The 25,849-nt window shown below is 71.6% G+C and carries 30 protein-coding genes and 1 pseudogene; 18 read left to right on the forward strand and 13 right to left on the reverse strand.

Features of this window, described 5'->3' with window-relative positions:
• Positions 1-13: 13 nt before the first annotated feature.
• A complete protein-coding gene (locus ABZ471_RS18790) occupies positions 14-808 on the forward strand; it encodes a type II CAAX endopeptidase family protein (protein ID WP_359067866.1) in 795 nt (264 codons plus the stop codon).
• Between the two features lie 16 nt (positions 809-824).
• Here the strand turns inward: ABZ471_RS18790 and ABZ471_RS18795 are convergent, their stop codons facing one another.
• Both ABZ471_RS18795 and ABZ471_RS18800 read right to left on the reverse strand, forming a co-directional pair.
• Positions 825-1,637 (reverse strand): PhzF family phenazine biosynthesis protein, encoded by an 813-nt coding sequence (locus ABZ471_RS18795; protein WP_359067868.1) that lies wholly within the window; start codon positions 1,635-1,637, stop codon positions 825-827.
• 45 nt (positions 1,638-1,682) lie between these two features.
• Entirely contained in the window at positions 1,683-2,126 is a 444-nt protein-coding gene (locus ABZ471_RS18800; protein ID WP_359067870.1) for a hypothetical protein, read from the reverse strand.
• Between the two features lie 93 nt (positions 2,127-2,219).
• Between ABZ471_RS18800 and ABZ471_RS18805 the strand changes: the two genes are divergently transcribed.
• Together ABZ471_RS18805 and ABZ471_RS18810 are read left to right on the forward strand one after the other, a co-directional pair.
• Positions 2,220-2,585 (forward strand): MerR family transcriptional regulator, encoded by a 366-nt coding sequence (locus tag ABZ471_RS18805; RefSeq protein ID WP_359067872.1) that lies wholly within the window; start codon positions 2,220-2,222, stop codon positions 2,583-2,585.
• 124 nt (positions 2,586-2,709) lie between these two features.
• Positions 2,710-3,345 (forward strand): PadR family transcriptional regulator, encoded by a 636-nt coding sequence (locus ABZ471_RS18810; RefSeq protein ID WP_359067874.1) that lies wholly within the window; start codon positions 2,710-2,712, stop codon positions 3,343-3,345.
• A gap of 90 nt (positions 3,346-3,435) precedes the next feature.
• On the opposite strand, the gene ABZ471_RS18815 is transcribed toward ABZ471_RS18810, so the two are convergent.
• The gene (locus ABZ471_RS18815) at positions 3,436-3,864 is read right to left on the reverse strand and encodes an SRPBCC family protein (RefSeq protein WP_359067876.1); all 429 of its coding nucleotides are present in this window, start codon (positions 3,862-3,864) and stop codon (positions 3,436-3,438) included.
• A gap of 205 nt (positions 3,865-4,069) precedes the next feature.
• Here ABZ471_RS18815 and ABZ471_RS18820 point away from each other — a divergent pair, with 205 nt between their 5' ends.
• The 3 genes and pseudogenes from ABZ471_RS18820 to ABZ471_RS18830 form a co-directional block, all read left to right on the forward strand.
• The gene (locus ABZ471_RS18820; RefSeq protein WP_359067878.1) at positions 4,070-4,681 is read left to right on the forward strand and encodes a Clp protease N-terminal domain-containing protein; all 612 of its coding nucleotides are present in this window, start codon (positions 4,070-4,072) and stop codon (positions 4,679-4,681) included.
• Between the two features lie 75 nt (positions 4,682-4,756).
• Entirely contained in the window at positions 4,757-5,761 is a 1,005-nt protein-coding gene (locus tag ABZ471_RS18825) for an EamA family transporter (protein WP_359067879.1), read from the forward strand.
• A gap of 160 nt (positions 5,762-5,921) precedes the next feature.
• A pseudogene (locus ABZ471_RS18830) lies at positions 5,922-6,407 on the forward strand (DMT family transporter); the annotation flags it as partial.
• A 17-nt stretch (positions 6,408-6,424) separates the two neighbouring features.
• Here ABZ471_RS18830 and ABZ471_RS18835 read toward each other — a convergent pair.
• Positions 6,425-7,108, reverse strand: coding sequence for a pyridoxamine 5'-phosphate oxidase family protein (locus ABZ471_RS18835; protein ID WP_359067880.1), 684 nt, complete (start codon positions 7,106-7,108; stop codon positions 6,425-6,427).
• A 35-nt stretch (positions 7,109-7,143) separates the two neighbouring features.
• On the opposite strand from ABZ471_RS18835, the gene ABZ471_RS18840 reads away from it, so the two are divergent.
• Complete coding sequence (locus ABZ471_RS18840; protein WP_359067881.1) at positions 7,144-8,475, forward strand: aminotransferase class I/II-fold pyridoxal phosphate-dependent enzyme; 1,332 nt, start codon at positions 7,144-7,146, stop codon at positions 8,473-8,475.
• 48 nt (positions 8,476-8,523) lie between these two features.
• Here ABZ471_RS18840 and ABZ471_RS18845 read toward each other — a convergent pair whose 3' ends face one another.
• The gene (locus ABZ471_RS18845; RefSeq protein ID WP_359067882.1) at positions 8,524-9,465 is read right to left on the reverse strand and encodes a DMT family transporter; all 942 of its coding nucleotides are present in this window, start codon (positions 9,463-9,465) and stop codon (positions 8,524-8,526) included.
• Positions 9,466-9,539: 74 nt separating this feature from the next.
• Between ABZ471_RS18845 and ABZ471_RS18850 the strand changes: the two genes are divergently transcribed.
• Both ABZ471_RS18850 and ABZ471_RS18855 read left to right on the forward strand, forming a co-directional pair.
• Positions 9,540-10,442, forward strand: coding sequence for a LysR family transcriptional regulator (locus ABZ471_RS18850; RefSeq protein WP_359067883.1), 903 nt, complete (start codon positions 9,540-9,542; stop codon positions 10,440-10,442).
• An 84-nt stretch (positions 10,443-10,526) separates the two neighbouring features.
• The gene (locus tag ABZ471_RS18855; RefSeq protein WP_359067884.1) at positions 10,527-11,006 is read left to right on the forward strand and encodes a PPOX class F420-dependent oxidoreductase; all 480 of its coding nucleotides are present in this window, start codon (positions 10,527-10,529) and stop codon (positions 11,004-11,006) included.
• 36 nt (positions 11,007-11,042) lie between these two features.
• Here ABZ471_RS18855 and ABZ471_RS18860 read toward each other — a convergent pair whose 3' ends face one another.
• Positions 11,043-11,510, reverse strand: coding sequence for a pyridoxamine 5'-phosphate oxidase family protein (locus tag ABZ471_RS18860; RefSeq protein ID WP_359067885.1), 468 nt, complete (start codon positions 11,508-11,510; stop codon positions 11,043-11,045).
• 150 nt (positions 11,511-11,660) lie between these two features.
• Here ABZ471_RS18860 and ABZ471_RS18865 point away from each other — a divergent pair, with 150 nt between their 5' ends.
• Positions 11,661-12,305, forward strand: coding sequence for a cysteine hydrolase (locus tag ABZ471_RS18865; RefSeq protein WP_359067886.1), 645 nt, complete (start codon positions 11,661-11,663; stop codon positions 12,303-12,305).
• Between the two features lie 6 nt (positions 12,306-12,311).
• On the opposite strand, the gene ABZ471_RS18870 is transcribed toward ABZ471_RS18865, so the two are convergent.
• Positions 12,312-12,806: a Rieske (2Fe-2S) protein gene (locus ABZ471_RS18870; RefSeq protein ID WP_359067887.1), complete on the reverse strand. Its 495-nt coding sequence runs from the start codon at positions 12,804-12,806 to the stop codon at positions 12,312-12,314.
• A 171-nt stretch (positions 12,807-12,977) separates the two neighbouring features.
• Here ABZ471_RS18870 and ABZ471_RS18875 point away from each other — a divergent pair, with 171 nt between their 5' ends.
• From ABZ471_RS18875 to ABZ471_RS18905, 7 genes are all read left to right on the forward strand, one after another.
• Entirely contained in the window at positions 12,978-13,742 is a 765-nt protein-coding gene (locus tag ABZ471_RS18875; RefSeq protein ID WP_359067888.1) for a HipA family kinase, read from the forward strand.
• Positions 13,739-14,188 (forward strand): DUF3037 domain-containing protein, encoded by a 450-nt coding sequence (locus ABZ471_RS18880; RefSeq protein ID WP_359067889.1) that lies wholly within the window; start codon positions 13,739-13,741, stop codon positions 14,186-14,188. The genes ABZ471_RS18875 and ABZ471_RS18880 overlap by 4 nt, the downstream gene beginning before the upstream one ends.
• A 124-nt stretch (positions 14,189-14,312) precedes the next feature.
• A complete protein-coding gene (gene fabG / locus ABZ471_RS18885) occupies positions 14,313-15,074 on the forward strand; it encodes a 3-oxoacyl-ACP reductase FabG (RefSeq protein WP_359067890.1) in 762 nt (253 codons plus the stop codon).
• A gap of 29 nt (positions 15,075-15,103) precedes the next feature.
• Complete coding sequence (locus ABZ471_RS18890; RefSeq protein WP_359067891.1) at positions 15,104-15,868, forward strand: SDR family oxidoreductase; 765 nt, start codon at positions 15,104-15,106, stop codon at positions 15,866-15,868.
• Between the two features lie 199 nt (positions 15,869-16,067).
• Positions 16,068-17,645, forward strand: a complete 1,578-nt coding sequence (locus ABZ471_RS18895; RefSeq protein ID WP_359067892.1) for an ABC transporter substrate-binding protein — start codon at positions 16,068-16,070, stop codon at positions 17,643-17,645.
• 82 nt (positions 17,646-17,727) lie between these two features.
• Positions 17,728-18,411: a uracil-DNA glycosylase gene (locus tag ABZ471_RS18900; protein WP_359067893.1), complete on the forward strand. Its 684-nt coding sequence runs from the start codon at positions 17,728-17,730 to the stop codon at positions 18,409-18,411.
• 117 nt (positions 18,412-18,528) lie between these two features.
• A complete protein-coding gene (locus ABZ471_RS18905) occupies positions 18,529-19,050 on the forward strand; it encodes a hypothetical protein (RefSeq protein WP_359067894.1) in 522 nt (173 codons plus the stop codon).
• Positions 19,051-19,134: 84 nt separating this feature from the next.
• On the opposite strand, the gene ABZ471_RS18910 is transcribed toward ABZ471_RS18905, so the two are convergent.
• Together ABZ471_RS18910 and ABZ471_RS18915 are read right to left on the reverse strand one after the other, a co-directional pair.
• A complete protein-coding gene (locus ABZ471_RS18910) occupies positions 19,135-19,599 on the reverse strand; it encodes a hypothetical protein (RefSeq protein ID WP_359067895.1) in 465 nt (154 codons plus the stop codon).
• Between the two features lie 115 nt (positions 19,600-19,714).
• Positions 19,715-20,227 carry a DinB family protein gene (locus tag ABZ471_RS18915; RefSeq protein ID WP_359067896.1) on the reverse strand — a complete coding sequence of 171 codons (513 nt, stop codon included), beginning with the start codon at positions 20,225-20,227 and terminating at the stop codon, positions 19,715-19,717.
• Positions 20,228-20,545: 318 nt separating this feature from the next.
• Here ABZ471_RS18915 and ABZ471_RS18920 point away from each other — a divergent pair, with 318 nt between their 5' ends.
• Positions 20,546-21,457, forward strand: coding sequence for a Gfo/Idh/MocA family oxidoreductase (locus tag ABZ471_RS18920; RefSeq protein ID WP_359067897.1), 912 nt, complete (start codon positions 20,546-20,548; stop codon positions 21,455-21,457).
• Here ABZ471_RS18920 and lnt read toward each other — a convergent pair.
• The 4 genes from lnt to ABZ471_RS18940 all read right to left on the reverse strand — a co-directional run bounded on the left by lnt (position 21,375) and on the right by ABZ471_RS18940 (position 25,821).
• Positions 21,375-22,949, reverse strand: coding sequence for an apolipoprotein N-acyltransferase (lnt, locus tag ABZ471_RS18925; RefSeq protein WP_359067898.1), 1,575 nt, complete (start codon positions 22,947-22,949; stop codon positions 21,375-21,377). The two genes, ABZ471_RS18920 and lnt, sit on opposite strands and share 83 nt — an antisense overlap.
• 76 nt (positions 22,950-23,025) lie before the next feature.
• On the reverse strand, positions 23,026-23,508 hold the full coding sequence (locus ABZ471_RS18930; RefSeq protein ID WP_359067950.1) for a nuclear transport factor 2 family protein: 483 nt from the start codon (positions 23,506-23,508) through the stop codon (positions 23,026-23,028).
• Between the two features lie 172 nt (positions 23,509-23,680).
• Positions 23,681-25,075 (reverse strand): hypothetical protein, encoded by a 1,395-nt coding sequence (locus tag ABZ471_RS18935; RefSeq protein WP_359067899.1) that lies wholly within the window; start codon positions 25,073-25,075, stop codon positions 23,681-23,683.
• A 47-nt stretch (positions 25,076-25,122) separates the two neighbouring features.
• Positions 25,123-25,821 carry a hypothetical protein gene (locus ABZ471_RS18940; protein ID WP_359067900.1) on the reverse strand — a complete coding sequence of 233 codons (699 nt, stop codon included), beginning with the start codon at positions 25,819-25,821 and terminating at the stop codon, positions 25,123-25,125.
• Between the last annotated feature and the right edge of the window lie 28 nt (positions 25,822-25,849).

Raw genomic sequence — 25,849 nt, forward strand, 5'->3', positions numbered from 1 at the left:
GGCAGGAGTGCACGTGGTGGCTGACCCGGTGGCCGATGCTTGTCCGCGGGAGCGGTTCTCGCGGCGGATCTTCCGGGACGAGACGCTGCTCGTTCTGGGGCTCTCGCTCGGCGCGAGCGGAGTGTCCGCGCTGATCAGCTTCGTCGGGTCGGTCACCAAACCGGGCGGGCTCAAGGATCAGGCGGCCACCCTCAACGCCTCGGCCGCGCCCGGTCGCCCCTGGCTCGACCTCGCCTGGCAGCTCTTCGGCATCGCCAGCGCCCTGGTCCCCGTGGCCCTGGTCGCCCACCTGCTGCTGCGCGAGGGCGGGAGCCTGCGGACGCTGGGCTTCGACCGCACCCGCCCCTGGCCGGACCTCGGCCGGGGCGCGGGGGTCGCGGCCGTGATCGGCAGTACCGGAATCGCCTTCTACCTGGCCGCCCGCGGCCTCGGCTTCAACCTCACCGTGGTGCCCGAGGCGTTGCCCGACGTGTGGTGGAAGTACCCGGTGCTGATCCTTTCCGCGGTCCAGAACGCGGTCCTCGAAGAGGTCATCGTCGTCGGCTATCTGCTGCGCAGACTGGGACAGTTGGGCTGGACCCCGGGGACCGCGCTGGTGGCCAGTGCGGTCCTGCGCGGCTCGTACCACCTCTACCAGGGCGTCGGCGGCTTCATCGGCAACATGGTCATGGGCGTGGTCTTCGTCTGGCTGTACCGACGCTGGGGCCGGGTCGGCCCCCTGGTCGTCGCGCACTCCCTGCTCGACATCGGCGCGTTCGTCGGCTACGCCGTGCTCGCCGGCAAGGTGGGCTGGCTGCCGACGGCCTGAGGACCGGCCCGCCCGCTCAGGCGAGCAGTTCGCCCTCGATCACCGTGACGGCGCGGCCGGTGAGCAGCGTGCGGTCGCCGCGCAGTCCGGTGCGGACCAGCCCGCTGCGGCGGGAGGCCTGCAGACCGGTGAGGTCGTCCCGGCCCAGTCGCGCGGACCAGTACGGGGCGAGCGCGGTGTGGGCGCTGCCGGTGACCGGGTCCTCGTCGATGCCGACGTTCGGGAAGAAGCAGCGGGAGACGAAGTCGTAGCCGCGGGACGGGTCCTCGGCGCGGGCGGTGGCGATGATGCCGCGCGCGGAGTGGACCCCGAGGGCCTTGTGGTCGGGGGTGAGTCCGCGGACCGTCTGCTCGTCGGCCAGCTCCACCAGCAGGTCTCCGACGGAGGGGCCGGTGTCGTGGGCGGCCACCGGCTCGGCGCCCAGCGCCTCGCCGACCCCGGCAGGGATCGCGGCCGGGGTGAGCGGCGCGGTCGGGAAGTCCAGGGTGATCGAGCCGTCCGCACCGGGCGTGGCGGTGAGCACCCCGCTGCGGGTGGCGAACCGGACCGTTCCCTCGTGGGCGCCGGTGCTGTGCAGGACGTGGGCGGTGGCAAGGGTGGCATGCCCGCACATCGCGACCTCGGCGACGGGCGTGAACCAGCGCAGCGCCCAGTCCGCCTCGCCGCTCTCGGGCAGCGGGTGGGCGAAGGCCGTCTCGGCGTGGTTCACCTCGAGGGCCACGTTCTGCAGCCGGTCGTCATTCGGGAAGGCGTCGTCCAGGAGCAGGACTCCGGCCGGGTTGCCGGCGAAGGGGCGGTCGGTGAAGGCGTCGACGATTCGGATGCGCATGGCGCCGACGCTAGAGCCGTGGGAAAGCCGGTGGCCAAGGCCAATTCACGAACCCTGGACCGATTTCGCGGCGGCGGCGCGGCCGGCTGCGACCCAGGGGACGAGCTGGGCCACGCCGAACGCCACCTCCACGACGAGGAACGGCCACAGGATGCGTGGACCGCCGTGTGCCAGCGCGTACGCCTGCCCCAGGGCGAAGAGCGTGCGCGCGACTCCGTCGAGGAGGCCGTGCAGCGGCAGCGGCCGCACCACGCGCAGGACGGACCAGACGACCACGACCGAGCCCATCAGGTTGGCGTACAGGGTCTGCATCGGGTCCGGCGCGGGGAAGGTGCCCAGCCCGGCAGCGTCCCCGGCCACCGACAGCAGGTCGTGCACCAGCGCGTACGTCCACGGCGTCGCGAAGCCGGCGGTGACCAGCAGGTCGTACCAGCCGCTCGACCGGACGAGGCGGAGATAGGCCGGGCGGGAGGGGGTGGAAAGGCTCACGGAGGGCTCCTCGGGTGGGCTCGGCTGAGTCGCGGCTCACGCTAAACAGCGGAGTACGCTCCAAGGTCAAGTCCGGGGAGCGATGGGGGAGTCGTGCGCATCGGAGAACTGGCCGCGCGAGCGGGGCTGTCCAAGGACACCGTTCGTTTCTACGAGCGCATCGGGCTGATCGAGGGCCGCCGCCTGTCCAACGGCTACCGCGACTTCCCGCCCGAGACACTGACCTGGCTGCACTACGTCCGCACCGCACAGACCCTCGGCTTCACGCTCGCGGAGATCGCCCGGCACGGTGCGGACCTGCGCGATGCCCCCGACAGCGCCGAGGAGCTGTCCCAGCTGCTCGCGGACAAGATTCGAATCATCGACGAACGCATGGCCGAACTGGCGGCCCTGCGCGCCGATCTCACCTCCCGTGTCGGCACCGGCTGTCCGTTGCGGCCGGCCGCAACGGACAGCTGACCAGCACGCATGCCTCATCCCCGGGAGGGGCTTGTCATAGAATCGGTACCGATATATCGTTGAGGCATCGCGTAAGGAACGCGATTGATACGTGACTGATCAACGATGGAATGGAGTGATCGCGATGCGTACCCACGGATTCGAGCGTGGACATCGTCAGGACGGCCCGGGCCGGCACGGCCGGGGCGCGTTCGGTGGATTCGAAGGGCGCCGTGCCGCCTTCGGTCCCTTCGGGCCGGGTGGTCCCGGATGGGGGCCCGGCGGGCCCGGCTTCGGACCAGGACCCTGGGGGCCGCGCGGACGCGGCGGCCCGCGGGGAAGGGCGCGGCGCGGTGACGTGCGCGCCTCGATCCTGGCCCTGCTCAAGGACCGGCCCATGCACGGCTACGAGATGATCCAGGAGATCGCCGAGCGCAGTGGCGGCGCGTGGAAGCCCAGCCCCGGCTCGGTCTACCCCACCCTCCAGCTGCTGGAGGACGAGGGCCTGATCACCAGCGAGAGCGAGGGCGGCAAGAAACTGTTCTCCCTGACCGACAGCGGTCGCAGCGCCGCCGACGAGGGCCCGGACGCCCCCTGGGAGGAGGCCTCGCGCGGCGTCGACTGGGAGGCCGTCACCGAGATCCGGCAGGCCGGCTTCGGTCTGATGCAGGCCTTCGGGCAGGTCTGGAACACCGGCACCAAGGAGCAGCGCGACAAGGCGCTGACGGTCGTCAACGAGGCCCGCAAGAAGCTGTACCTCATCCTCGCCGACGAGGACTGAGACCCACGGCGACCGAGGCGCCCCGCGGAGGCTCCGCGGGGCGCCATTGCGTGTCCGTCCTCGGATCCGGGCGAGGGCGCGGGCCCGGGCTCAGTCCACCAGTCCGCCCAGTTTGCGCAGCGACTCGTTCAGGGCGGCGGTCGCCGAGTCCTTGAGCTTGCCCGCCATCAGGGACACCGCGGCGCCGGTGAACTCGCCGTCGATGCGGACCGTCGTGGCCTCGCCGTCGGGAGTGAGTGTGTAGCGGGTGGCCACGGTCACCGCCATCGGACCCTTGCCGCGGATGGCGAACACCCGCGCCGGTTCCAGCTCCTCGATGGTCCAGTCGACCTCCGCCGGGAAGCCCATCAGCTTCATGTTCTCCTGGAACGTCCCGCCCACCGCCAGGGTCTCGGGGCCGCCCTTGGGGAAGCTGGTGTGGGTCGCGTTCCACTCGCCGTACGCCGACCAGTCGGTGAGTTGGGTCCACACCTTCTCGGCCGGTGCCTGGATGTGTGCCTCCGCGCTGACTTCGGCCATGCGACCACCCCTTCGTGTCGGGCTACGGTGTCGCGGAACGTAGCCGCAGGGTCTCGAACATTCAATACTGATGAACCGTCAGAAATTGTGGTCGCCGCGTGCTGCTGCCGTCGATGGCGGGGAGGGCCTGATCTCCTCCGTAAGGATGAGATCCCGGCCGGTGATGTCCACTCTGTGTGGGACGCGGAAATGGTTCCCCCCGCGGATGCCGCGGCCGGTTGGGGCTGATGGGGTAGAGGATGTGCAACACCGTACAGCCCGCCGGGCCGGCCAAGACCAGGACGGACCGCGCACGGACGACGACGCCGGGCTCAGTGCCGAGCTCGCGGCGGTGGTCGCCGGTGCCCGGCGGAGGGCCGTGCGCGACGGGGACCGGCAGATCGACACCGCCCATCTGCTCCACTCGCTCCTCGAGTCCGACCCCGAGACCCGCGCCGTCGTCGGCGCAGCCCCGCAGCTCGCCCGGCTGCTCGGCTACCTCGTGCAGCGCAGCATCGGCTACGGGCTGCGCTGGCAGGGCAGCGTGGAGGACTCGGGTGCGATCGCCGTCGTGGCGGACCCCGCCCGGTACGGCGGTGAACCCAAGGAAGCCGGGGGCTGGTCGCCGCTGGCGGCCGCCGCGATGCGCGACGCCGGCCGGCGCGCCCGGCAGCGCGGCGAGTCCCTCGCCCGCGGCACCGATCTGCTCGCCGCGCTCGTCGTGGACCCGCAGTCCCGGGCCGTCGAGGTCCTCGAGCGTGCCGGTGTCCCCGCCCACGAGCTGCGCGCCCGGGTCGAGAACCCGCCCGCCCTGCCGATGCCTCCGGTCGCCCCCTGAAACCGGGCGCCCGGGCGTCCATCCCCTGAGACAGGTGTCAACGGGGATGACGCTCCTGTCATCGCCTGTCATCATGTGCCGGTGCATACGTCTGAGAGCAGTCAGGGCAGCTACGGCAAGGGCGTCGGGCTCGGTCTCGCGCTCGCTTCGGCGCTGGCCTTCGGCGGGTCCGGAGTGGCGGCGAAGCCGCTGATCGAGGCGGGACTCGACCCGCTCCACGTGGTGTGGCTGCGGGTGGCGGGCGCCGCCCTGGTGATGCTGCCGCTCGCCGTGCGGCACCGCGCCCTGGTGCGCCGCAGGCCCGCGCTGCTCGCCGGGTTCGGACTGCTCGCCGTCGCCGGTGTGCAGGCGTGCTACTTCGCCGCGCTCTCCCGTATCCCGGTCGGCGTGGCGCTGCTCGTCGAGTACCTGGCCCCCGCACTCGTGCTCGGCTGGGTGCGGTTCGTCCAGCGGCGGCCCGTGTCGCGCGCCGCCGCGCTCGGCGTGGTCCTCGCGGCGGGTGGCCTCGCCTGTGTGGTGGAGGTGTGGTCGGGGTTGAGCTTCGACGCGCTCGGCCTCCTGCTGGCGCTCGGCGCCGCCTGCTGCCAGGTCGGCTACTTCGTCCTGTCCGACCAGGGCAGCGAGGCGGGCGACCAGGCGCCGGACCCGCTCGGCGTCATCGCCTACGGCCTGCTCGTGGGCGCCGCCGTGCTGACCGTCGTGGCCCGCCCCTGGAGCATGGACTGGTCGGTGCTGGCCGGCTCAGCGGACATGAACGGCACCGCCGTCCCGGCCGCCGCCCTGCTCGGCTGGATCGTCCTGGTGGCCACGGTCGTCGCATACATCACCGGCGTACTGTCCGTGCGACGGCTGTCCCCGCAGGTCGCGGGTGTCGTCGCCTGCCTGGAGGCGGTCATCGCGACCGTCCTGGCCTGGGTGCTGCTCGGCGAGCACCTGTCGGCGCCGCAGGTGCTGGGCGGCGCGGTCGTCCTGGTCGGCGCGTTCATCGCCCAGTCCTCGGCGCCCGCCAAGGCCTCCGCCGAGCCGGTGGCCGCGGGCGGCACGGAAAGGGAGTTGTCCGCGCGGAGTACGGCCGCCTAGGGCCTTTCCGGCGGATCAGGCCTTCTTCGGTCAACGGTGCCTCGTCAGCGCAGATGGGCGTGCCATGCCCCGCGATTCCGGCATGACCCGCCGGACAGGCCCCAAGGTGCCGCTCATGCCGTCGAACGCACTCGTCCTTCCGCCCCCGGCCGCCTGAGGCTGCGCCGCCGGACTCGTGCCGTTGCCGGCCGGCCGTCTGCTGCGCTCCCGGTTTCACCCGGCCGCCCCCGAACCCCTGCGCCGCCGGGCCGGCAAGGCCCTCGCCGCCGGCGTCGGGCTCGCCGTGCTCCCGACCGCCTGCTTCGCGGCCGGGCTCGCCGCGGCCACGGTGGTCGCCCTCGGTGCCGGGCCCGTCCTCATCGCGCTCGGCGCCCGGCACGCCCGAGGCGATGTACACGAGGAGCACCAGCAGCCGCCGACGGCCCTCGCCTACGCGTTGTACTGCGCGAGCCCAGCCGTAGTACGGTCCGCCACCGTCTCGGTGATCATGCTGCTGGAGCCGGTTACCGCGGTCGTGTTCGCCGTCGTCCTGCTCGGCGAGCCCCTCACGGCGGCCACGGTGACCGGCACCCTGCTGATGCTCGGCGCGGTCGCGGGCCTGGCGCCGGGCGAGACCTGGGGGCGCCGGGAGCCGGTCCCGGCCTGACCCCCGCCCCCCGTACGTCACCGCGCCGCCAGGTAGTCCGGCACCTCGATGCCGGGCTCCAGGTCGGCGTTGGCGACGGGCGTGCCGTAGCCCTTGCGGAGCGGGACGACCCCGGCCCAGTGCGGCAGGGCGAGGTCCTCGGGCTCGTCGTTCGCTCCGCCGGTGCGGATCTTGGCCGAGACCTCGTCGAGGTCGAGGCGGATGACCGCGGTGGCGGCCAACTCCTTCTTGTTCGCGGGCCGGGAGTCGGCGGCCCGGCCCGGTACGACGTGGTCCACCAGCGCGTCCAGGGCCAGCCGCCGCTCCCCGGGGTCGGTGACCTCGTGCGCGATGCCGTGCACCACCACGGAGCGGTAGTTCATGGAGTGGTGGAAGGCGGAGCGGGCCAGCACCAGTGCGTCGACATGGGTGACCGTCAGGCAGACCGCGAGGCCCGGGTCCGCCTCGCCGGTCATCCGCAGCGGGCGCGAACCGGTGGACCCGTGGACGTAGAGCCGCTCGCCGACCCGGCCGTACAGCGTCGGCAGCACCACCGGGGCACCGTCACGGACGAAGCCGAGGTGGCAGACGTAGCCCTCGTCGAGTATCGCGTGGACCACGTCCTTGTCGTACGACGCCCGGTGCGCGGAACGTGTGGGGACCGTGCGGTCGGTCTGGGCGTAGGCGACGGACTGCGGCGCAGTCTCCTGGGTCCCCTGCATGGCATTCTCCATTGCGCTAGTGCATAATTGCTTTTGTGCTAGGAGAGTATCCGATTCAGGGGCAGGGCGCAGCCGAGATTGCGGCCAGTGTCGAACGTGCGGTCGGGGCCGGGGAGCTGGAACCGGGCCAACCGCTGCCTCCCATGCGGGAGTTGGCGGTCCGGCTGGGAGTGAACCCGAACACGGTCGCGGCCGCGTATCGCACCCTGCGCGAGCGCGGGGTGATCGAGACCGCCGGGCGCCGGGGCAGCCGGGTCCGGCCCAAGCCGGCCACGACGGGGCGCGCGCAGATGCGGGTGGCGGTGCCGGAGGGCGTGCGGGACGTGTCCAACGGCAACCCGGACCCCGCGCTCCTGCCGCGCCTCGCGGAGGCGTTCGCGGCGGCCGCCGCGCAGAGCGACCGGGACCCCGTGCTGTACGGGCACGACCCCGTGGAGCCCGAGCTGGCCCGCCTTGCCCGCGCAGCCCTGGACGCCGACGGCGTGCCGAACGGCCCCGTCATGGTGGCTTCCGGCTCCCTGGACGCCATCGAGCGGGTCCTCATGGCGCATCTCAAGCCGGGCGACCAGGTGGCGGTGGAGGACCCGGGCTGGGGCAGCCTGCTGGATCTGGTCCCGGCGCTCGGGTTGCGCACGGTGCCCGTCGGCGTCGACGAGGAGGGACCGCGCTCCGACGACGTCCGCCGCGCGCTGGAGTCCGGGGCGCGTGCCGTGATCGTCACGGACCGGGCGCAGAACCCGACCGGCGCCGCGGTCACCGCCGCGCGTGCGCGTGCGCTGCGGTCGGTGCTCCGGGAGTATCCCGAGACGCTGTTGATCGAGGACGACCACGGTCACGGCATCGTCGACGTACCGCTGCACCCGCTCGCGGGGGTCACCCGTCACTGGGTCTTCGCGCGGTCCGTGGCCAAGGCCTGGGGCCCGGACCTGCGGCTGGCCGTGTTCACCGGGGACGCCGTCACGATCGACCGGGTGCGCGGGCGGCAGCGGCTGGGTCCCGGTTGGGTGAGCCGGCTTCTCCAGCGGGCCGTCGTACGGCTGTGGCGTGACGGCGCGGTGGACAAGCGCGAGGTGGCGGCCTCGTACGGCGGCCGCCGGGATGCCCTGATCAAGGCGCTGGCCGAGCGCGGCGTGGCGGCGCACGGACGCAGCGGCATGAACGTGTGGGTGCCGGTCCCCGACGAGACGGGCGTGGTGGCCCGTCTCCTCCACGCAGGCTGGGCGGTCGCCCCCGGCGCCCGCTTCCGGCTGAACGCTCCCCCGGGGATCCGCATCACGGTGTCGGCCCTGAGCGCGGAGGAGACCGGTCCGCTGGCCGAGGCGGTAGCGGCGGCGGTGGGCCCGGTACCGGTCAGGACCTATGTGTAGGGAGGGCTTCCGCGAGGCGTCTCGTGGGGCGGTGCGACGCCGGCAGGGTCAGGCGCTCCGCCGGACCTGGGTCAGCGCCGCCCCCGCAAGAACGATCACCGCTCCCACCGGCGTGGTCCACCGCAGCGACTCCCCGAGAATCGCCACGCCCGCGGCCGTGGCGATGACCGGGATGAAATAGGTGACCATCTGCGCCGTGGTGGGCCCGACCTCGGCGACGAGCCCGTACTGAATGAGCACCGCCAGCCCGGTCCCCAGGGCCCCCAGCGCGGCGATCGCCAGCAAGGGAACCAAGGACACGCGCGTGGAGCACTGGGTGAACAGCGGTGTCACGACGGCCAGTTGGGCCGTGGCCAGCAGCAACTGCGCCCCCGTCATCGACAGATGCGAGTTCCCCGTGCCCGTCAGCGTCCGTCGCACGTAGATCCAGCCGACCGGATAGCTCAGCGAGGCGAGCAGCGCCATGGCCGTACCCGTGGCATCGAGCCCGTGGAAGCCCTGCCAGGCGCCGAGCACCGTCAGCACCCCGAGAAATCCGAGGCCGAGGCCTGCGAAGCGCACCCGCGTCGGCCGGTCCTCGGAGAGGGCGACCAGGGAGAGGGCCATGCCCCACAGCGGCGAGGTGGCGTTGCAGATGCCGGCCAGGGTGGACGGGATGGTCAGCTCCGAGTAGGCGAAGAGGGAGAACGGCAGGGCGTTCAGGAAGAACGCGGCGACCGCCATATGAGCCCAGACACGCTTCCCCCGCGGCAGCCGCTCCCGCTTCACGGCCATCGCCGCCGCCAGTACCGCCGTACCGAAGACCAGCCGGCCCAGCGTGACCTGGAAGGGTGCGTAGCCCTCCGTGCCCACCTTGATCAGCAGAAAGCTGAATCCCCAGATCAGGGAGAGGACGCCGAAGCGCAGCCGCCAGTCGAGGCGGGCCCGGGGGTGGGCGGGGGCAGGGGCAGTGGCGGTGGACCGGGTGCTGGGTGGGGTGACCGTGCTCATGACCTCAACGATGCTGGACTCAACCTCGTAGCACAATCGAGAATTTCCAAGCGGTACCTCGTAGGATTGCTTACATGTTGAACCTGGAGCGCCTGCGCACCCTGGACGCCCTCGCCCGGCACGGCTCGGTCAGCGGCGCCGCCGACGCGTTGCACGTCACCACGTCCGCGGTCTCCCAGCAGCTGGGCAAGCTGGAGCGGGAGGTCGGCCAGCAGCTACTGGCCAAGAACGGGCGGGGCGTGCGGCTCACGGACGCCGGGCGGCTGCTGTCCGAGCATGCGGCCCGCATCCTCTCGCAGGTCGAACTCGCACAGTCCGACCTGGAGGCGCACCGGGGCCAGGTCGTCGGCGAACTCCGCCTCTCGGCGTTCCCGACCGCCGCCCGCGGTCTGTTCCCGGTCGCGCTCGGCACCCTGCGCGCCCAGCACCCGGGGCTGCGCGTGCGCTCCAGCGAACTGGAACCGGAGCAGGGCATCGCCGGTGTCGTACGCGGCGACCTCGACCTCGCGGTCGTCCTCGACTGGTACAACAAGCCGATGCCCGTGCCCGACGGCCTGGTCAAGGCCCCTCTGCTGGACGATCCGGCCGACGTCGCCCTGCCCGCCGGGCACCGGCTCGCGGACCGGGGCGAGGTGGAGCTCGCCGAGTTCGCGGAGGACGAGTGGATCACCTGGGGCGAGGGCGAGTTCTGTCACGAGTGGCTGATGTTCACGCTGCGCTCGAAGGGCATCGAGCCGATCGTCGGCCACCGCGCGGGCGAGACACACACCCAACTCGGCCTGGTCGCCGCCGGGTTGGGTGTGTGCATCGCACCGCTGCTGGGCCGTCACCCGGTGCCGCCGGGCATCGTCATGGTCCCGCTCAGACAGCGCGTGCGCAGGCATGTCTACGTCGTCTGGCGCGCGGACGCCGACCGCCGTCCCTCGATCCGCGCGGCGGTCGAGGCGCTGCGGACATCCGCCCGGCAGCTGGGCTGAGGCCCGCCCCCGCTTCGCCCCTGCCGGCACGGCTGATTCCCCGCGCCGTGCTTGACGGGTGTCACGGCAGGGCAGGACGGCCCCATGACTGCCCTTTCCCAGGAGATCCGCGAGCGGATCGAGGCCCCGGACATCTGGTTCGTCGCCACGGTCGATGCCGACGGCGCGCCCCATGTCAGCCCGATGTGGGTCGGCCTCGACGGCGACCTGGTCCTCTTCAACACGGCCGTCGGACGCATCAAGGAACGCAATCTCCGCCGTGATCCGCGCGTGTGCCTGTCCCACGCGCACCGGGCCGACCCGTATGACCGCGTACAGATCCGCGGCCGGGTGGTCCGGTTCGTCGAGGGCCCGGAGGCGGACCGGAACATGGACCGGCTGGCGGCCAAGTACGTCGGCACCGAGCGGTTCGAGTGGGGAATCCCGGGCGAACGGCGTGTCATCGCGCTCGTCGAGCCGACGAAGGTACGGCACGTGACCGGCGTCGAACCCCTCCCGCCGGGCGCACCCGGGTCGGGGGCCCCGTCCACGCATGGCCGGGACGCGTACAGGCCACGGCAATGAAGCGCGGGATCTCGTCCGGAGGATCCGGGGTCCGCCCTAGGCGCCGAGCTTCCGGAAGTCCCAGGACACGATCTTCTCCGGGGTCAGCCGTGCCCAGGCGTGGCGGCCGTCGTGGGGCATCTCGTCCAGGCCGAAGTTCTTGCGTGCGAACAGCGTCTCCGCCGTGTCGAGTTCGGCGCACAGCTCTCCGATCCTCGGCGCCTCGCCGACGAACTCCACCCGCCCGGACAGCTCGACACCGCGCAGCTGGTCGTACTCCTCGCCGGAGTCGACCACGACCGCCACCCGCGGATCGCGGCGCAGCTGGGTCCAGCGCCTGCTGCGCACCACTGAGTACAGCCACAGCGAGGTGCCGTCCCAGGCGAACCACAGCGCGCTGACGTGCGGTGTGCCGTCCGCCGAGACGGTCGCGACCCGGCAGGTGCGCTGGGTGGTCAGGAACTCGTCCAGCTCACCGGGCGTCATCATGATCTTCCGGCCCCGGCGCTGTTGAGTGACGGTCATACGGCCCCCTCTTCTCCCACGTCGTGCCAGAGGAACTTCCGTGCTGGAGTGATCCTCTGACATCACGTCAGAAAAGGGAATGGGTCGTCTTCCCCTCGTGCCCGGAGGTGGCTACTGTCACCGCCCCGCCCCCCGGCGAATGGAGGCGCCATGCCGTCGTACGAACAGCTGGGCGAACTGCTCGATCCCGCAAGCACGGTCCTGCTGACCGTGGAGTGCCAGCAGGGAGTGGTCGGCCCGGACAGCGCGCTGCCCGAACTCGCCCGGGAGGCCCGCTCCTCCGGCGCCCTGCGCAACGTGGCCCGCCTGGTCGCCGCCGCACACGAGGCCGGGGTGCAGGTGATCCACGCCATCGCCGAGCGCCGCCCGGACGGCCGCGGCGCGAGCCGCAACGCCCGCCTCTTCCGCGCCGCCGAGCGACTCCCCGTCCAGCAGCTGACCGGCACCACGGCGGTGCGGGTGGCGCCCCCGATCGAGGTCACCGAGGAGGACTTCGTCGTACGACGGCTGCACGGCCTGTCGCCGATCCAGGGCACCGACGTCGACGCCCTGCTGCGCAACCTCGGCTGCCGCACCCTGATCGTCACCGGCGTCTCGGCCAACGTGGCGGTGCCCAACGCGGTGTTCGACGCCGTCAACCGTGGCTACACCGCCGTCGTCCCGGCCGACGCCATCGCGGGCGTGCCCGCCGACTACACGCCCGTGATGATCCGCAACACTCTCGCCCTGGTCGCCACGATCAGCTCCACGGACGAGGTGCTCGACTGCTTCAAACAGCCGCGCCGGCGGACGTGACGCGGCTCAGGCCAGGGTGATCCGGTCGCCGGAGACGCTGATCTTCTCGGCCGGCAGCGGCTGGGTCGCGGGCCCCTGCTTCACGCTGCCGTCCTCGACGGAGAAGTGGCTGTTGTGACACGGGCAGACGATCACGCCGTTCGCGACGCTGCCCACCGCGCAGCCCTGGTGGGTGCACTTCGAGGAGAACGCCTTGTAGGTGCCCGCGGTGGGCTGTGTGACCACCACGCCCTGGTCCTTGAAGATCTTGCCGCCGCCCTCCGGGATGTCCGAGGTCTTGGCGAGGGCCGCGCCGCCTCCCGAGCCGCCCGCGGCCGAGGAGCCGGTGGACCCTGTGGAGCCCGTGGACCCGGCCGTACCGGACCCGGTGGTGACGGAGTTGGACGAGTCGTCGCCCGAACCGCAGGCGGTCAGCGCGGCGGCGAGCCCGGCCGCTCCGGCCGCCGCCATGACGGTACGACGGGCGGGTCCCGCTTCGGGCTGGGGCGATGCGCTGGTCATGTGGGCGTTCCCTTCCGCGGAGCTGTTCGTGATCCGTCCAGGGGTACGGTCCTGGGGCACCACCTGTTCAGACGGCAACCAGATCCTTGCGTTCCGGGCATGAGGCGGCCGTAAGCCACAGCTGTCGAGCAGCTGTCGGCGGGTCCGCTGCTGCCCCAGTAACCTGGGTCGATGCTCAAGGAAGTCACCGCGACCCGCTACATCACGCCCTTGCGCGAGGGCGGCTCGCTGCCGGGGCTCGTCGAGGCCGACGACTTCAGGACGTACGTCATGAAGTTCACCGGTGCCGGACAGGGCCGCAAGACACTGGTTGCCGAGGTCGTGTGCGGCGAACTCGCCCGCCGGCTCGGATTCCGGATGCCCCGCCTGGTCACCGTCCAGCTGGACTCCGTCCTGGGGCTCGGCGAGCCCGAGCAGCAGGTGCAGGAACTGCTGCGGTCCAGCGGCGGAACCAACCTGGGCATGGACTTCCTCTCCGGCGCCCTCGGCTACGACCCCCTCGCCTTCGCGGTGAGCCCCGAGGAGGCCGGGCGAATCGTCTGGTTCGACGCGCTGATCAACAACGTCGACCGCTCCTGGCGCAACCCCAACCTCCTCCTGCACCGCGGCGAGCTGTGGCTCATCGACCACGGCGCCACGATGATCTGGCACCACAACTGGCCCTCCGTCGAGGCCTCCGCGGCCCGCCCCTACGACGCCTCCGACCACGCCCTTGCCGGGTTCGCCCCGGACGTGACCGCCGCCGCTGCCGCGCTGGCCCCCCGGGTCACCGAGGACCTGCTCGCCGAGGTCACCGCCGAGATCCCGGACGCCTGGCTGGCCGACGAACCCGGCTTCGACACCCCCGACGACCTCAGGCGGGCCTACGCGCGGCCCCTGCTCGCCCGGGCGGCCGTCATCGCCGAGCGCATCACCGGCATCGAGGAGGGCAAGTGAGCGAGACCCACATCCACATGGCCGGCCATGTGACCGAGCGCCACATCACCCGGGCCGGCCAGGGCGGCGACCGGGACGTGTTCGAGTACGCCCTGCTGCGGGTCGTGCCCCGCGTCGAGCGCGGCGAGTGCATCAACGCGGGCGTCGTCGTCTACTGCCGGGCCCAGACCTACGTCGGCGCCCGTACCCACCTCGACGAGGCCCGGCTCCTCGCCCTCGACCCGGACGCCGACGTGGCCGGGGTGCGGGCCGCCCTCGGCGCGATCGAGCGTCACTGCGCGGGCGGGGAGGAGGCCGGACAGGCGGCCCGCGACGACGCCGGGCGCCGCTACCGCTGGCTGATCGCCCCCCGCTCCACCGTCGTCCAGCCCGGCCCCGTGCACACCGGACTCACCACCGACCCGGCGGCCGAAACGGAGCGCCTGCTCGACCTCCTGGTGAGGTAATGGATCACACCCGCCGGGTGTCCCGTTGACACCGGGTGCCAGGGCTTCTAGCGTCACGGGTGCTGAAGGTACTAAGCGGTCGCTCACCGCACACAGATTCTCTCAAGGGCGAGGAGAAGCAGCAATGTCCACCACAGAACAGCGGGTCGCGGTAGTCACCGGCGCGGCGCGCGGCATCGGCGCCGCCACCGCCGTACGACTGGCCGCCGAGGGCCGAGCGGTCGCCGTGATCGACCTGGACGAGGCCGCCTGCAAGGACACGGTCGAGAAGATCGTCGCGGCCGGCGGCAAGGCCATCGCGGTCGGCGCGGACGTATCCGACGAGGCGCAGGTCGAGGCGGCCGTCGCCCGGATCGTGGCGGAGCTGGGCGCCCCGACGATCCTGGTCAACAACGCGGGCGTGCTGCGCGACAACCTGCTGTTCAAGATGAGCGTCTCGGACTGGGACACCGTCCTGAACGTCCACCTGCGCGGCTCGTTCCTGATGACCAAGGCCGTCCAGAAGCACATGGTCGACGCGGGCTTCGGCCGGGTCGTCAACCTCTCCTCCTCCTCGGCCCTGGGCAACCGCGGCCAGGCCAACTACTCGGCCGCCAAGGCGGGTCTGCAGGGCTTCACCAAGACCCTCGCCATCGAGCTGGGCAAGTTCGGCATCACCGCCAACGCCGTCGCCCCCGGCTTCATCGCCACCGAGATGACCAAGATCACCGCCGACCGCGTCGGCATGGGCTTCGACGACTTCAAGAAGGCCGCCGCGACCCAGATCCCGGTGCAGCGCGTCGGCGAGCCCGAGGACATCGCCAACGCCATCGCCTTCTTCACCGGCGAGGCGGCCGGCTTCGTCTCCGGCCAGGTGCTGTACGTCGCCGGCGGACCGCTGAACTAGGGAACTCGGGGACATTGGGGAACACGGACATGACTGAACTTCCTGACCTTTCCGGCAAGGTCGCGCTCGTCACCGGCGCGAGCCGCGGTATCGGCTACGGCATCGCCGAGGCGCTGGTCGCCCGCGGCGACCGGGTGTGCATCACCGGCCGCAACGAGGACGCCCTCAAGGAGGCCGTCGAGCGGCTCGGCGCCGAGCGGGTCATCGGCGTCGCGGGCAAGGCCCACGACCTCGGCCACCAGACCGAGGCCGTCGAGCGCACCATGGAGGCCTTCGGCCGCGTCGACTTCCTGGTCAACAACGCGGGCACCAACCCGGTCTTCGGGCCCATCGCCGACCTCGACCTCGACGTCGCGCGCAAGGTGTTCGAGACCAACGTGATCTCGGCGCTCGGCTTCGCCCAGAAGACCTGGCACGCCTGGCAGAAGGACAACGGCGGCGCGATCGTCAACATCGCCTCGATCGCGGGCCTCGCACCCTCGCCGTTCATCGGTGCCTACGGCGTCAGCAAGGCCGCGATGATCAACCTGACCCAGCAGCTGGCGCACGAGTTCGCGCCCCGGGTGCGGGTCAACGCGATCGCCCCGGCCGTCGTGAAGACCAAGTTCGCCCAGGCCCTGTACGAGGGCCGGGAGCAGGAGGCGGCCGCCGCCTACCCGCTCGCCCGGCTCGGGGTGCCCTCCGACATCGGCGGGGCGGCCGCGTTCCTCACCTCCGCGCAGTCCGACTGGGTCACCGGTCAGACGCTCGTCGTGGACGGCGGCATCTTCCTCAACGCCGGCGTGGGTGCCTGACCCGCTCTGCCGGTCGTCTTTTTCGGGCGCCGTTTCCCAGCGGAACGGCGCCCGAAACGCTGTACGGGTTCCGCACAGCGGAATGACAACGTCGTCATAGCACAATCGATCAAGAACGCCTGCCCCGGGGAGGTCCAGAGGGCCGAACGCTGCGGTATGGTCTGCCGACCCTTGGTATGGCAGATCGAGGAGCGTGCGCGTGTTCAACCGGAACCGATTCCTGCGGAGAGTCGCGGCGATCGCGTCCATATCCCTGGTGGCCGGCTGCGGTCTGCTGTCCGACGGCGATCCCGACAGCAAGGGCCCCATCGTCGTGGGCACCACCAGTGCCCCCAGCACGCTGGACCCCGCCGCCGCCTGGGACGGCTCCTGGGAGCTGTTCCGCAACATCTACCAGACGCTCCTCGCCTACCCGAACGGCGCCACCACCCCCCAGCCGGACGCCGCCGAGAGCTGCTCCTTCACCGACTCCGGCAGCCGCACCTACCGCTGCAAGCTGCGCGAGGGCATGAAGTTCGCCGACGGCGACCCGCTGAACGCCCAGGCCGTCCAGCACTCCATCAACCGCATCCGCACCATCGACGCCCCCGGCGGGCCCGCCGGACTGCTCGGCAGCCTGGACAGCGTGGACACGGTCGGCGACCGCGAGGTGGTCTTCCACCTCAACCAGTCCGACGCCACGTTCCCGTTCGTGCTGGCCACCCCCGCCATGTCGATCGTCGACCCCGACGACTACCCGGCGAACTCGCTGCGCAAGGACGACAAGGTCTTCGGCTCCGGGCCGTACGAGCTGCAGTCCTACGAGGAGGGCAAGAAGGCCGTCCTGGTCCGCAACGACCGTTACGACGGCTTCGCCAAGCGGCAGAACGACGCAGTGACCATCCGCTACTTCCAGGACTCGTCCAGCATGGTCAAGGCGCTGCGCGACGGGCAGATCGACGTCACCTACCGCGGTCTGGCCGCCGACGACATCATCACCCTGCAGCAGCACGGCACCTCCGACCTGCAGCTGGTGGACGGCGCGGGCACGGACATCAGCTACCTGGTGTTCAACCCGAAGGACCCGTGGGCCAAGCAGCCCGCCGTCCGCAAGGCCATCGCCCAGGTCGTCGACCGGGGCGCCATCGCGCACAAGGTCTACAAGGACACCGTGGACCCGCTGTACTCCATGGTCCCCAAGGGCCTCACCGGCCACACCACCTCGTTCTTCGACGACTTCGGCGACCCGAGCGTCTCCAAGTCCCGCAAGATCCTCCTGGACGCGGGCATCACCCAGCGTGTCCCGCTCACCTTCTGGTACACCACCGACCGCTACGGCTCCGAGACGGCCGTGATGTTCAAGGAACTCAAGCGGCAGCTCGAGGACTCCGGCCTGTTCACGATCACCCTCAAGAGCCGCCCCTGGAAGACCTATGTGGTCGGCTACCAGAAGGGCGAGTACCCGGTGTTCGGCCGCGGCTGGTTCCCGGACTTCCCCGACGCGGACAACTTCATCGCGCCGTTCGTCGGCGAGCACAACGCGCTCGGCACGCCCTACCCGTCCAAGCAGATCACCTCGGTGCTGCTGCCCCGCTCGCGCAGCCAGAGCGACCGCGGCAAGGTGGTCAAGGACCTGGAGGCGGCCCAGCAGATCATGGTGAACGACGCCCGGCTGCTCCCGCTGTGGCAGGGGCGGCAGTTCGTGGCGGCCAGCGACGACCTCTCGGGCGGCGAGCGGGCCCTCGACCCGTCGACGATCATGATGATGTGGGAGCTGCACCGCAAGACCAGCTGGTGAATCCACGGTGTGGCACCGGTTGTCAGTGGTCGCCTGTAGGTTCTGAGACCTGCAAGTGATCGCACATCGTGAGGACGTTGACGTGACCGACATCGCCATGCTGCCCGAGTCCTGGCGCGGGGTTCTGGGTGACGAACTGCAGCAGCCCTACTTCAAGGAGCTGACCGAGTTCGTCGAGGAGGAGCGGGCGAACGGTCCCGTGTACCCGCCCCGCGAGGAGGTCTTCGCCGCGCTGGCGGCGACGCCGTACGAGAAGGTCAAGGTCCTCGTCCTCGGCCAGGACCCGTACCACGGCGAGGGCCAGGGCCACGGCCTGTGCTTCTCGGTCCGCCCGGGCGTGAAGACTCCGCCCTCCCTCCGGAACATCTACAAGGAGATGCAGGACGAGCTGGGTCTGCCCGTCCCGGACAACGGCTATCTGATGCCGTGGGCCGAGCAGGGCGTGCTGCTGCTCAACGCGGTGCTCACCGTCCGGGCCGGCGAGGCCAACTCGCACAAGGGCAGGGGCTGGGAGAAGTTCACGGACGCCGTCATCCGCGCGGTGGCCTCCCGGCCCGACCCGGCGGTCTTCGTGCTGTGGGGCAACTACGCGCAGAAGAAGCTCCCGCTGATCGACGAGACCCGGCACGTCGTGGTCAAGGGCGCGCACCCCTCGCCGCTGTCCGCCAAGAAGTTCTTCGGCTCCCGCCCGTTCACGCAGATCAACGAGGCGATCGCCGCGCAGGGCCACGAGGCGGTCGACTGGAAGATCCCGAACCTGGGCTGACCCGCCCCGCAGGCGGCCCGGTGTCGTACGGGTCCGCCTGCCCGGGATTGCCGCCGCCGCCCGTTAGCGTCGGGACAGGCAGCTGACCAGACAGCCGACGACGGCTCGGAGGACGTGGTGGCGGAGCGACAGGAGCAGACGGCGCCGGATGCGGTGCTGACGCGGATCGGGCAGGTCGTCATGCTGCATCACGGCGGCGACCGCGAGGAGGCCCAGCGCCGCTTCCTCCAGCTGTGGGCGGAGATCGGCGAGCAGGGCGCACCGCTGCACCGCTGCACCCTCGCCCACTACCTGGCCGACACCCAGAACGACCCGTCCGACGAACTGGCCTGGGACCTGAGGGCGTTGTCGGCGGCGGAGGAGCTGGCGGACGGCCGCGGCGCCGGTGACCCGCTGAGCGTCCGCGGCTTCTTCCCCTCCCTGCACCTCAACCTTGCCGCGGACTACGTGAAGCTGGGCCGCGCCGAGGCCGCCCGCAGCCATCTGCGCCGGGCCCGCCGCGCCGCCGGCTCCCTGTCCGACGACGGCTACGGCGACGGGGTGCGGGCGGCGATCAGCCGCCTGGAGCTGCGTCTGGGGGAGGACGGCTCCCCGGGCGGCGACCCCTGGGGCCCACCGCGGCAGCGGCCCAGCGGCTAGCTCCTGTCCGGCGGTCGGTTCGCAGGTGGGTGACGGTGCCTGATCAGCAGGACAGGCCCAAGGGCGCACGCCGGTACGTCCGGGTCAGTGGCCGTACGTCTGCTCGCAGATCAGCGCCTCGGGGCTGTCTCGGCGCCAGCCGCCGTACTTCTTGCCGAGGGCGCAGACGTCCGGGGTCTGCGGGACCGGCTGCGACACGTCCGGGAGACCGGCGCGCGGCCGCCGGGGGCGGTCCGGGTGCGGCCGCGGGCGGTGTGCGGGCGGCGCCGACGGGTGGCGGGTGGCCGGCGGCGGTGCCGGCGTGCGGTGCGGGGCCGGCTCGGTGGGGTGCGGATGCCTGGACGGGCCGACCATTGCCAATGCCTCCCGCGCCGGAGCCTGTACCACCCGCGACTCCGAGGTGCCGTCGGGCCGGGGCGCCGAGGGGTGCGAGCGCGCGGTGTCCGGCACGGGCCCGGGGATCGCCGGGCCCGATACCGTCACACAGCCGGAGAGGGCCGAGACGGCCACGGTGATCAGGATCGCTGCGGTGGTCGTCGTTCGATGCACCCGCGCAACTCTGCTGGGTCGGCCCCCGTCTTGGCACCGTGCACCGAAGGCCGATGCCCCCGCACGGGTGATCTCGCGCCCCTGACGGGTGACCTTCTGGCCCCGAGGGTGACGCTCAGTCGCCGGTGGCGCCGTCGATCCGCTCGCGGACGAGGTCCGCGTGGCCGTTGTGCCGGGCGTACTCCTCGATCATGTGCGTGTAGATCCAGCGCAGGCTGAACGGCTCGTCGGTGGACCGGCTCCTGCCCCGGGAGAGGTCGTCGAGCCCGAAGCCGGCCGCGTTGCGCCGGGCCGTCTCGATCTCCGCCTGCCAGGTGCCGTACGCCTCCTTCCAGGTGTCCGAGTCGGTGAGGCGGAACTCGCCGTCCCGGTCCTCGTCGCTGTAGTAGATCGGCCCGGGGTCGTCGCCCATCAGGACCTTGCGGAACCAGCCCCGCTCCACGTCGGCCATGTGCCGCACCAGGCCCATGAGGGACAGCTGGGAGGGCGGCACGGACGCGGTGCGCAGCTGCTCGTCGGTCAGGCCCTCGCACTTCCACGCCAGGGTCTGGCGGTGGTAGTCCAACCACCCCTCCAGCATGGCGCGTTCACCGGCGTTCTGTGCGGGCTCATGGCGTTCGGTCGTCATCCCCGCATCCTCGCAACACCGCGCTCGCCGTCACCAGCCCTTTTCAGCGGCCCAGTATCCCCGTCAGCAGCTCCAGCAGCCCCTGGCGCACCTCTGCGAGGCTCGGCACCTCCGCGCTGAAGGAACCGGCCGGCGACGAGATCCGCGATCTGGCGGCCTGGCAGGGTGACGGCGGTCTGCGTACCCCGGGCGGGTGCTGGATGTCCCTCTCCAAGGCCGGTCCGGCGCTGATCCCGCGCGGCTTCGACGGCATCGCCGACCGGCGGCCCCCGTATCCTTCCGAGGAGGCACACGCAGGCAACCGGTAGGGGAGAGCACGTGAAGGTCGGCTGCATCGGACTGGGTGACATCGCGCAGAAGGCCTACCTGCCGGTGCTGAGCACACAGCCCGGGGTCGACCTCCACCTGCAGACCCGTACGCCCGCCACCCTCGCCCGGGTCGCGGACTCGCTCCACCTGTCCGAGGACCGGCGGCACACGACCCTCGACTCCCTGCTCGACGCGGGCCTCGACGCCGCCTTCGTGCACGCGCCCACCCACGTCCACCCGCAGATCGTCACCCGGCTGCTCGAAGCGGGCGTACCCACCTTCGTGGACAAGCCGCTCGCCTACGAACTCGCCGACTCCGAAGGCCTCGTGGCCCTCGCCGAGCAGCGCGACGTCTCGCTCTTCGTCGGCTTCAACCGGCGCTACGCGCCGTCGTACGCGCAGTGCCAGGATCATCCGCGCGAGCTGATCCTCATGCAGAAGAACCGGATCGGGCTGCCCGAGGAACCGCGCTCGATGATCCTGGACGACTTCATCCATGTCGTGGACACCCTGCGGTTCCTGGTGCCGGGCCCGGTCGACGACGTGACCGTGCGCGCCCGCACCGAGGACGGGCTGCTGCACCACGTCGTGCTCCAGCTCGCCGGGAACGGCTTCACCGCGCTCGGGATGATGAACCGGCTCAGCGGCTCGGCCGAGGAGATCCTCGAGGTCTCCGGGCAGGACACCAAGCGTCAGGTGCTCAACCTCGCCGAGGTGATCGACCACAAGGGGCAGCCGACGGTGCGCCGGCGCGGTGACTGGGTTCCGGTGGCCCGGCAGCGCGGCATCGAGCAGGCGGTCCTCGCCTTCCTGGACGCGGTGCGCGCGGGCAAGGTGCTCAGCGCCCGTGACGCACTGGCGACCCATGAGCTGTGCGAGCGGGTGGTACGAGCGGTTCTGGACCGGACCGGCGCAGTCTGAACGCCCGTATCCCCTCAGTCGCGCACAGCGCGGCCAGCACCAGCAGCGCGCCGTGCACCGGCCAGTCACCGAAGCGGACGTACGGCGTGACACCGTGCGCGAGCGGTACGTCGTACACGTGCGTGGTGCTCGTGTCGGTGCCGAGCCAGGGGCCGAGGCGCTGCCCGCTCGGGCCGTAGACGGCGGAGACGCCGGTCAGGGTGGCGTGTACCATCGGGCGGCCGGTCTCGGCGGCCCGCAGCGCGGCCAGCGAGGCGTGCTGCTCCGGAGCCCAGCTGTTCTGGAAGGTCGAGGTGGAGGACTGGCCGAGGAGCACGTCCGCGCCGTCCTCGGCGAGATGGCGGCTCATGTCCGGGAACGCCGTCTCGAAGCACACCAGCGGGCCGATCCGCAGGCCGTGCCCGACGTTCATCACGACCTGCTCGGTGCCGCGTCGCCGGTCCTCGCCGGCCGCCTTGCCCACCGAGGTGGCCCAGCCCATCAGGGAGCGGGCCGGTATGTACTCGCCGAAGGGGATGAGCCGCATCTTGTCGTAGCGGTCACCGGTCGCTCCGTTCGGGCCGATGAGCACCGAACTCTTGTAGATGCCGGGCCGGCCGGAGCGGCGGGCGTCCACGTTGACCAGCACGTCGGCGCCGGTCTGCCGGGACAGCGCGGCGATCCGCCGGGCCAGGTCGGGCCGGCGGTCGAGGTCGTAGCCGACGCTGGACTCGCCCCAGACGACCAGATCGACGCCCTGCCCGGCGAGCCGCCGGGTCAGCTGCTCCTCGCGGTCGAACCGTCTCTCCGCGCTGTCGTGCCCGTCCACGATGCCCGGCTGGACGACAGCGATCCGCACCTGGCCGTCGACGTCCGGGCGGGGCGCCCACGCCCAGGCGGCCGAGGTCGCGGCAGCGGTGGCGACCAGCGAGGCCACCGCGGGCACCCGGGACTCGCGCACGGACACGAGCATCGCGACCGCCACATTGACGGCCACCACCAGGAAGCTGAGCAGCCACACCCCGCCCACCGAGGCCAGCCGCAGCGCCGGTCCCACCTGCCACTGGCTGGCGCCGAGCATGCCCCAGGGTCCGCCGAGGGCCTGCCAGGAGCGGACCAGCTCCACCGCCAGCCACGCCGACGGCAGCACCAGCAGAGCGGCGGCGCCCCGCCGCAGCGACGGCACCCCGCCCAGGAACCTGCGGACCAGCCATCCCCAGGGCGCCCACAGCAGACTCAGCAACGCGGCTATCAGGAAGATGAACACGTGCAGGCTCGGCAGCAGCCAGTGGTGCACGGCCACCACGAAGCCGAAGCCGCCGCACCAGCCGTCGTACGCCGCCCGCCGCCCGGTCGGCGCCGACCGCGCCAGCAGGATCCAGGGCACCAGGGCCACGTACGCGAACCACCACAACGAAGGCGCCGGGAACGCGAGCACGGGCAGGGCGCCTGCGAGGGCGGCGACCACGGAGCGTCGCCAGGAGGGGGCCAGCCAGCGGTCGAACGTCCTCATACGGAGTCTCCCTACCCCGGGGCTGACTCCAGTGTGCGCGCCGGAAGCGATCTCCGACAGGGGGCGCCCGGGCGGCTCATTCGGGCACAACCGCCGGGCTGCGCTCGGGCATCCGGCGCCACTTCTCGTGCACCACGACCTCGCGCAGCCGCCAGCCGTCCGGCGTGCGCAGCAGCCCGAAGTCGTACCGGCCGCCGCACACCAGGTCCGGCGCGCCGGAGCCGCCGTCGCCGGCGAACCGCATCGGGTTGAGGTAGTCCGCCCGCACCCGGGCGGTGTCCCCGGTGTCGTGGTCCAGGACTCCGAACCGCAGCCGCCGGTTGACGATCAGATGCTGCCGCATCGCGAACAGCTCCAGGTTCTCGGCGAGCCACCCGGCGACCCGGCCGGCCTCGCCCTCGATGCCGCCGGCCGAACGGTAGTCGGCCCGCCCGTCCGCCGTGAACAGGCGCCGGTACGCCGCCCAGTCGCCGTCGTCCACCGCCACCGCGTACTCGGTCACCAGCTCGTCCACGGCCAGCCGGTCCATCACGGTAGCCAGTTCCACACGCTGTGTCATCGGCCAAGTCTTGGTCACCGACGGCGAGGTGCCAAGAGGCGTGCCGAACATTCCGACAGGAGCCTCGGTCAGCGCCTTGGCCGGGGGCATTGCCAGTTGCACCGGGTTGTCGAGGAAGTGGCCCGGATCGAGGGCGTGGTCCATGCCCACGCCCCGGTACCAGGATTCCGCGTCAGCGAGGGATGCCCGCATCGTCCAGGTATCGGTGCATGGCTTCCGTGGGAAGGCTCGGGTTGCTGAGGGCGGGGGAGGAGGTCTCCGGATTCCCGCAGCTCTGGAGGATGAGATCGACCGGCAGTGCGGGGTGCGCGGCTGCCATGGCACGTACACGATCGTCGGGGTCGGCAAGCAACCGGACCACGGCGTCGACGGGTGCTTCGGAGTCGAGCCCCACCAGCCGTCGCTTCTCCGGATCCGGGTCGTCGGCGAAGCGTCGTCCGCTGCCCGCGGCCGGGAAGTTCGGGTGGCGCAGCAGATCGCCCTTGGTGATGACCTGGCAGTCCAGATAGGTCTGAAGCACCACCTCGCCGTCGACGGTCGGCTGGTTCTCGCACAGCAGGAGCCGAACCGGGTAGTCGTCGTCCTTCGAGAGCAGGTCGATGGCGTCGGCAGGCAGGTGCCGGCTGTAGGCGGCGCTGCGCCGCAGCAGGGTGTTGGCCGACCTGGCGCACCGGCGCAGGACGTCGGGATCGGCGCAGAGGCGAACCCATTCGACGGGATAGAGCCGGTCGGACGGCGTGATGGTGACGTCGATGGCGGTACGTTCGGTCTCCGTCAGCTCGGGTCGTACCGACACCGCCAGCCGGACGCTGTGCGCGTCGTCGTGCGCCAACGTCCTGACGATGTCGAGGGGAACGTTGAGGTTGGCCGCCAGCTCCCGCCGGTCCTCGTCCTCGGCGCTTGCTGCGAGCTGTTGGGCGGTCGCCGTGCTCATGGCGCCGTACCGGATCACCTCCTGCCGGTGGAAGCGGCCGATTCCCGCGTCGAGAAGAAGGTCCGTGTATGCCGCGTCCTCGTGGCAGGCCTCCATCATGGCCGCCTGACGGACCTCGTCGTCAGCATCGCGGAGCAGACGGCTCCGGGTGTCCTCGGACAGCAAGGCCCACTGGCGGCAGGCTGCCTGCCGCAGGTCCGCGTCCTGGTGGTCGGCGAGCCCGGCGACCAGGCCTGGAGCTGTGTGGCGGCAGAAGGCTGCGCTTCGGCGGACCGGAAGTTCCGGATCGGCGAGCAGGCGCTGCTGGGCGGACAGGGGCAGCGGCTGTGCGGTGATGCGGAACCCATCGGGTCCGATGGCCAGAGACCGGCGGACGCGGGGATCGGGATCGTCCACGAGCCGGGCGCGTTGCTCCGCCGTCGCACCGACGTTCGCGGCGAACGCGGCCCGCAGCCCGTGGTCGGGATGCCTGACGATCGCGTCGACCACCTCGTCCGGAAGAGCGCGCCAGGTGATCGTGTCCCACGCCGCGACGGCTTCCTCGCACAGCAGCCTGGTCAGTACCTCGGCCGGCGCCGCAGGATTTCGCGCGATCGCCGCAACGGTCTCGCGATGGCGGTGATCTCCACGCATGGTGCCCCTCCCTGGAATGACGATCGCTGTGGTCAAGGCGACCGCCGTCACTCGGAACCCGTCAGCCTGCCGAGCTTGTTCAGCTGTGTCTTGATGATCGCTTCCGGTACGACAGCCGGGTCTTTGCCCCGTGGCCCTGCGGGGAGGTTGAACGCGTAGAACACGGCGATCGTCGTCTCCTGCCGAACGGCCACCACGGCGTAGGGAACCCGGACGGGCTCCTCGTCCTCGCGGTCCGCCGCGAGCTGGGTGAGCCGCAGGGACACGGATTCATCGCCGTAGCCGGGGTCGGGCCGCAGGTCGGTCCCGTCGTAGCGGAAGTCCGCCCGGATGTCCTTGAAGGTCTTGCACCGCTCGGCGGCCGTGCGGAGTGCGTCGATCACCCGCGCGGCATCGCCGGCGCTGTGTGACGACAGGATCATGGATGCTCCGGGGCCGTGCTTCTTCGAGGAGATCATCCGGCCGGTGCGTGCGGTCGCTGTGAAGCCACTGCTTCCGCCCAGTGCCTGGGCCACGGGCGTGCATTCGGCAGGAGACGCCGTCCTGCGGGAGGCCGAGGGAGCAGCCGGAATCCGGTTCACTTCGTAGCCGTCGAGATCCGTGTCCGTGATCGCCGCCCGCTCCAGGTCCCCCTTGCTCCACGGCTTCTCCTGTGCGCCGGCCTTCTCGGTCTGTTCCGACGTTGCGCCTGCCCGGGACTCCTGCCCGGAGTCGCATGCGGCGAGCGTCGAGAAGGTCATGAGCATGGCAATAGTCGTACCGGCCCGTGATCGG

Origin of the sequence: Streptomyces sp. NPDC005728, assembly GCF_040630895.1 — a bacterium.
GTDB lineage: Bacteria > Actinomycetota > Actinomycetes > Streptomycetales > Streptomycetaceae > Streptomyces.